The sequence below is a fragment of the Streptomyces akebiae genome, assembly GCF_019599145.1.
Taxonomy (GTDB): Bacteria; Actinomycetota; Actinomycetes; order Streptomycetales; family Streptomycetaceae; genus Streptomyces; species Streptomyces akebiae.
On sequence record NZ_CP080648.1, the window covers coordinates 285,710 to 292,176 of the forward strand.

The following is a 6,467-nucleotide window of genomic DNA, read 5'->3' on the forward strand; positions in this document are numbered from 1 at the left end:
CTGAGGTGCGCCCATAGTTCGGTGAGCGACACCCGGCACTGGGCCGACGCCGCCCAGCTGCCGCCGGCAGACCTCGCGCGGATGCTGGGCACCTATGCGGCCCGGGTGATGACGCCGCGCGGCTCCACCGCCGTCACGGGCCTGGAGCTGATGACCGCGCTGCATCGGCCGACCCGCGCCTCCGAGCCGGACGCGACGGGTAGGCGGCATTCCGAGCACAACCCCGGTTCGCTGGGCAAGGACCCGGTGGACTGCGCGCCGTGCGAGGCCCCCGACGGGCACCCACAGCTGAAGGATCTGCCGCGCTTCCACCGCCGCACCCGGCCGAGGTCCTGGTGGAGGAGGCGTACGACTGGGCACGGCCGCTCACCGACGCCGAATGCACCCTTCGGCACCTGGTGGGCGTCGACGTGAACATGGCCTTCGCCGCCGGCGCCAACGGCCTCCTGGTCGGCCTCGGTGCGCCGTCGTACATCAAAGCGCCGGTGTTCGACGCGAAGTTGCCCGGTGCGTGGCTGGTCGACCTTTCCCACGTCGACCTGTTGAGGGTGAAGGTCGCCAAGGACAAGTGGGCGGACCTGGACGCTGACCTGCTGCCTAGCCCGTTCACGCCGAAGGGTGAGCGCCCGACGGTGGTGGCCTGGTACGCCACGCCGGCCGTGGCGTACGCGGTGGAGCTCGGCTACGACGTCACGCCGATCGAGGCGTGGGTGCGCTACGACAACGGCCGTTACCTGGACGGCTGGTACAACCGGCTGCGCGACGCCTACCTCGCCACGATGGCCGACATCGGCGTGCACGCGGACATGCCGCCGGCCGACTTCCTCGCGGCGATGGACGGCTACCGGCAGCGTGACCCGCAGCTGGCGATCGTGGTGTCGGCGATCAAGGCGACCGTGAAGGACGGTATCGGCAAGCTGCGCGAGCGCCCTCGCGGGGAGGGCTGGAAGCCCGGGCAGCCGTGGCGGGCCCTTGCCCGGCCCACCTGGCGCCCGGACATCCGCGTCTCAGGTGCGGGAGCGGCAGCTGGACTTCGGGGACGTTGAGGTACTTGGCCATCCTCGTGGCGGTGCCCCGGGCTGCCACCGGAGCCCGGGGCACTGACCGTTACCTGCCTCGGATTGAGGTGATGAGGTTGATGAGGGCGGCCATCAAGGACGTGGTGCCGCTGATGATCGCGGCGATCTCGCTGGTGTTCATGGGGGCCTTTCGGGTGCCGGGGCCCGGCCCGGCCCGGAGCCGGGCGGGCGGTCGGCTCGGCCCATAACCAGCAGTCGCTGCCCGGCTCCATGATGCACGTCCCTTCATGAAGCCGCCTATCGCCCAGGAGGGTTATCGGCGCAGGGCCCAGGTCATGACGCGGGCGAGGCCCCAGGCGGCGCCGGCGGCGGGGAACAGCGGGAGGGCCGCGGCGAGGTTGCCGAGCAGGATCAACACGACGGCGATGCCGAAAACGATCGTGCCGATCACGGTGAAGACGTAGAAGGCGATGCGCGGCGCGACCCGGGCGGCCTTCTCCCGCAGCTGGCGGCGGCGGTGGGCGCGGCGCAGGTGGGCGACTTGGCGTACGCGTCCCCGTGCGGCCCGCACGTCGTTCTTCTTGACGTCGAGGTCGGCCTCCATCGCGGAGAGCAGCGCGGAGAACGCCTCCGTCACGTCGTGGGCGTCGAGGCCGGTGTCCACCGTGGCGAGGAGCGCGGCAATGGCGTCGGTGACCTCGTCGTCCTCCTTGGTGTCGACGGCCGTCTTCAGCGCGGCGAGCCGCATGTCGAAGCCGGTCTCGATGACCTCGATCCGGTGGGCGGGGGAGGCGCTCATGATGGTGCTCCTGTGCTCGGTTTCGTCCTACGCCCGATACGACGAAGGGCCGGGACCCGACTGTGAAGTCGCAGGTCCCGGCCCGTACGGCGATCGTCTAACGGAAGCGTCCTACCATGCGCGCTCCTCTCGACGTGGCATCAGGTCGCATGCTGCTAAGCCCTCTTGGGCTCCGACGTAACGGGTGTACGGGCGGGCTGTGACCTGCGCGGGGTAAGCCCCGCCGACTGCGGAGCCTTGAGGGTCGGGTCGTCCCACACTGCTACGGGAGTGCGGGCGGCCCGAATGCGCCTGACGATGCTGGCGATGAACGACGTCACGGCAGTGACGACGATCGAGACGATGAACAAGATGCGGTTGAGCACGGGGTTGGTCTCCTTCTCGATGGGCTTGTAATCCGTGGTCACGTTCTTGGTCGTGCTTCTGTCCTTCTTGGTCGTGGGGTTCAGGGCGATCGGCGATAGCCCCACTCGGGCCAGCCGATGAACGCGGAGGGGATCGGACCGATCCGCGCCATCCGTTGGCCCGCGAAGGGATACCCCCAGGCCCTAGTCCTGCAGGTGCTCACGCAGGCGCTGACGCACCTTTTCGTCCTTGAGGGCGGCCTGCGCCAGGGACAGGTCCTTGCGTACCGAGGTGACCTTGATGCCCAGCATCTCGGCGATCTCGGCGTTCTCGAACTTGCCGACGTGACGCAGCACGTAGGCCTCGTGCTGCCGCTCGGGCAGCACCTCACTCAGGACGGCCCGGACGCGGAGGTACCCCTCCGTCGCCTCGACGACATCCGGGTCCGTCCACTTCTCCGGCACGGCGCCGTGCTTCTCCAGCGCACGCGCCTCCGCATGAATACGGCGCAGTTCGTCCACGGCCCGCCTGGAGAGAATGGTGGCGATGAACCCGCTGGGGTTCGTGATGACCTTCGGGTACGTGGGGAGGGTTTTGACGATCTGCTCGATGCCGATCTGCAGGACGTCCTCGCCGTGGTGGTACGACACGATGCGCCTGGTGAGCGCGAGCCAGTGCGACCTGTGCGTGACGAGGAGCTCCATGACCGCCTCCTTCGCCTCCTCTGCGGTCATGGCGCGTTTCTTGGCACGGTTCTGGAACAGCTCGGGGATCACTCGCGCCCGCTTACGCGGTCGCCCTGACCCTGCGACTGACTCGGTCACGTTGTTCTTCTCCATCGATCTTCTGGTGACGCCGCCACACCGACCGAGCGCCACCGGGCCGCTACTGCCCCTACCAACCACGACGTCGTGGCTGCGGCACGAAGTGTGAACTGGCAGGTCACAGCGGGAGCTTCCGGGCACGCTGCGCACCAGCTCATGCGCCTGGACGGCCGGATACGCGTCGGCGGGCCGGGACGAAGGCCACTGGCCCGCCGCCCCCGTGTCTCACGTCAGGGCCGGGACCAGGACGGCCAGCAGCGCGATGAAGAGCGTCATGACACTGAAGAACACGAAGCTGCCGCGGCCGATGGCCGTGGAGACCGGTGCTCCTCCCTCGCGGGCGACGTTGTATCCGATCAGGCCTGCGATGGCGGAGACCGCGGCGAGGGTGACCAGTGCCAGAAGCAGGGTCAGGAGGTTCTGCGTGCTCACGCCGCACCCCGCTGGTTCTGCCGACGGGTGACGGCCTTGGTGTGCAGCTGTTCCGGGATCCAGATCCGCTTCTCCCGGGCCGCCTGGTACAGGACCGTCCGGAAGCGCGACCTGCGCTGGCGGGCGGCGGCGGGGGAGAGCTTCAACCGCTCGGCGATCTCAGCGTCGGGAAAGCCCATGACCGTCAGACGTACGACCGCCTGCGTGTGCGGCGCCTGCTCATCGAGGATGTCCTCGAAGTCCGTACTGAACACCTCCGAGTCGATCTCGTAGCTGGCGGCCTCGAGCAGTCCGCCGATGCCGGCTTCGTTCGCGGCGTCCTCGGTGAAGTCGTACACGGCATGCAGATGGGCCCAGTGGACCCGCTGCCTGGCCCATCTCACGTACGCGCGCCGGAACACCCACACGCACTGGCCGATGAAGTACGACATCAGGCTGCAGGCGCCGCGGGGTCCGTGGTGGTCGGCCTTCCAGCCCTGTCCACGCTGCAGGTCGCGATGGAACTTACGTGTCGCTTCGGTGAGGACGTCGACCATGATGATGTCCCGCTCGAGAGGGCTGCTGCGCAGCAGGCTCATGTCGTCCTCGTGGACGAAGAACTTCCAGCCCCGCTTCTTGCACTGCCTCACGGCAAGCCGGGCAAGCGTGCCCTCGCGGAGCATGCCGAGCAGGCGCGGCTCGGCCTCCCGGATCAGCTCGATCTCGAACACCTCGTAGGCCAGCCCTTCGAAGCCGCAGCTGGCCAGCTCCTCGATCCGCGCGGCGTCCTGCCCGATCCGGGCCGTGTGCTCCCCGCCCAGCACCGCGTCGATGGTCTCGAAGATCTCTACATCTACGCTCACGGCATAAACCCCCTCGTCCTGGCCTGCTTCAGACCTCCACCGGTTGCTTTAAATGCGCGCGATGAAGCTGCGAAGCAGATCGCTTGTTGTACGGGGTTGTGTGCAGGCGAAGTTGGTGAACGTGACACACCAGCTGAAAATCTTTTTTCGCGAGGCTCAAATACGAGCTTGCGGGCCCGTTATTGCTGCACGGACCCGCAACCGAAACCCACTATCCGGCCATGGGCCGGGCGCCCCTGTGTCCCCATCCTGAGGGGCCAGAGCCGCGCCTCACCTGCAGGCGGGCTCGCTCACGCCCACTGGATGCCCAGCTTGCGCAGCGCGTCCAGCTGCTCCTCCGTGAGCTTCTCCCGCCTGGCCCGGGTGTTGGAGACCCATACGCCCAGCTTCACGGTCACCGGCTCCGCCTCGCCGGCGACCGCGATCTCTTCGCTGTGGCCGCGGGGCACCGGCTTCTGGCCCTCCCGTTTGATCCACTGCGCGAGGGCTGCCATGCCTCGCTGGAACGCCTGTTGCGCCTTGCTCGGGCCCTTCGCCGCCGTACGGCCGGCCGCTGCTGCGGGGGCGGCAGTCGGTGCCACGAGCGGTGCGATGCCCAGTGTGGTGAGCCGTTCCTGTTGGTTGGTGGGTAGCTGGGCCCAGGTGCCCGGCTGCTTCTGCTGCTGGAGCCACTTGCCGATGTCGTCGCCGTCCATCAGCACGCCGGGTGCGATGTCGGGGAGTTGGCCGTCGGCGTCGACGAGGTCGGCGAGGACGCGGTAGTGGCGTTGCCAGTCCAGTGGCCACGGGCAGTCCCAGTCCGGGTCGATCTCGGTCAGCTGCGCCGCGCGCCGGCGGCCCGCTCCGGGTCCTTGCCCAGGCCGTTCTTCGCGCCCTTGCGCCGGAGGTTGGCCATGTGCTGCCCGACGGGCACCATCGCCTCGCCTTCGCCCCACAACTGATCCTGGCGCGGGGCGAGGTGTCCGGTGGCCCGCCGGTAGGACCGGAGCGCGGCGAGCTTGTTCTCCCACGCCTCCTCGCCCGGCTCCCAGACCATCCCGGCCTCTGGCGCGTTCAGGAGGACCTTGCGCCGCTCCTCCAGCTCACCGGCCCGCAAGGCCTTGCGCTGCTGGTGCACCCACCGCCCAAGCGGAAACGCCTTCGTCGCGCCGACTTCGACCTCGACGTCGTAGGGCACGGCGTAGAGGCCGGTGATCTGATTCTCCGCCCGCCAGCGGATCAGGGCCTGGTAGCCCTCGAGCCATACCAGGGATTCGGGCCGGTAGACCCGGGTGCGCAGGAACGCCGCGATGGTCGCGGCGTCGCGCGGGCTGGAGAAGTGCAGCAGGGCCGATTCTGCCGCGGCGTCGGTTTCGTTCTGCTCTTGGTCCTCGCCGTCGCTCGCGCCGCCGGCCCCGATGATCCGCCCGTCCTCGTCGCGCTGGAGGTGGACCTGGCGCTTGCCGCTGGTGAGGGCGCGGGAGGCGAGCTGCTCGACCAGGCGTTCATCGTGGCTGCGCAGGCCCTGGAGCACGGCCACGAGCGGCTTGAAGCTGGCGGAGGCGACCATGTTGGTGGGGTCTTCGCCGGGCTCGAGGAACACCGGCACGATGATCCTGGCGACCTTGGTGCTGCCGTCTTTGTTGAGCCGGAGGGCGCGGCCGATGTTCTGCACGATCTCGACCTGGGAGCCGCGGGTGTCGGCGAAGCAGACGGCTTCGACGCCCCGTTCGCCGGTGATGTCGACGCCTTCTCCGAGCACGCGAACGCTGGCGAGGAAGGCGCGGTGGACTCGGCGCCCGGCTGCGTCGATGCCGCCTGCGAACTGCCTGATGACCTCGCGCCGCTCGGTCACGAGGTGGTCCCCGCACAGCCACGCCGACCACACCCGGTCCGGCGGCACGTGGCGGCCGGCCTCGAGTTCGTAGAACTCCGCGTTGATGGAGGACTTCGGCAGCTTGTCGGCGGCGGCCAGGTCGTCGTCGGTGGCGTCGTTCATGTACAGCTCGGCAGCCGTCGCCGGGAGCTTCTCCGCGAACGCGGCGGCCTCTTCCACCTTCTGGTGGAACGTCATGACGGTCTTGAGGTTCCACTTCGCCGCGTGTTCCAGGAGCGCGGTCTGCAGGAGCGCCAGACGCCGGCCGCGCCGGGCTTCCTCGGACTCCCCGACGACGGGGGAGGGTCGCGGATCTCCAGGACGTCGATCTCGAACCCGGCGAGGATCTCC

At 69.0% G+C, this 6,467-nt stretch carries 6 protein-coding genes and 2 pseudogenes; 2 read left to right on the plus strand and 6 right to left on the minus strand.

Annotation, left to right across the window (positions count from 1 at the left end):
- Positions 1 to 27: 27 nt before the first annotated feature.
- Positions 28 to 1,010, plus strand: a pseudogene (locus tag K1J60_RS45405) (telomere-associated protein Tap); the annotation flags it as partial.
- 128 nt (positions 1,011 to 1,138) lie between these two features.
- A complete protein-coding gene (locus tag K1J60_RS46760; RefSeq protein ID WP_259407470.1) occupies positions 1,139 to 1,267 on the plus strand; it encodes a hypothetical protein in 129 nt (42 codons plus the stop codon).
- A gap of 65 nt (positions 1,268 to 1,332) precedes the next feature.
- Here K1J60_RS46760 and K1J60_RS45410 read toward each other — a convergent pair whose 3' ends face one another.
- From K1J60_RS45410 to K1J60_RS45435, 6 genes and pseudogenes are all read right to left on the minus strand, one after another.
- A complete protein-coding gene (locus tag K1J60_RS45410; protein ID WP_220644294.1) occupies positions 1,333 to 1,818 on the minus strand; it encodes a hypothetical protein in 486 nt (161 codons plus the stop codon).
- Positions 1,819 to 1,973: 155 nt separating this feature from the next.
- Positions 1,974 to 2,288 (minus strand): hypothetical protein, encoded by a 315-nt coding sequence (locus K1J60_RS45415; RefSeq protein ID WP_220644293.1) that lies wholly within the window; start codon positions 2,286 to 2,288, stop codon positions 1,974 to 1,976.
- Positions 2,289 to 2,366: 78 nt separating this feature from the next.
- Positions 2,367 to 2,897 (minus strand): RNA polymerase sigma factor, encoded by a 531-nt coding sequence (locus K1J60_RS45420; RefSeq protein ID WP_220644292.1) that lies wholly within the window; start codon positions 2,895 to 2,897, stop codon positions 2,367 to 2,369.
- Positions 2,898 to 3,212: 315 nt separating this feature from the next.
- Positions 3,213 to 3,419, minus strand: coding sequence for a hypothetical protein (locus tag K1J60_RS45425; protein WP_220644291.1), 207 nt, complete (start codon positions 3,417 to 3,419; stop codon positions 3,213 to 3,215).
- Positions 3,416 to 4,261, minus strand: coding sequence for an RNA polymerase sigma factor (locus K1J60_RS45430; RefSeq protein WP_220644290.1), 846 nt, complete (start codon positions 4,259 to 4,261; stop codon positions 3,416 to 3,418). The genes K1J60_RS45425 and K1J60_RS45430 overlap by 4 nt, the downstream gene beginning before the upstream one ends.
- Before the next feature lie 290 nt (positions 4,262 to 4,551).
- Positions 4,552 to 6,467 (minus strand): annotated as a pseudogene (locus K1J60_RS45435) (Helicase associated domain protein); the annotation flags it as partial.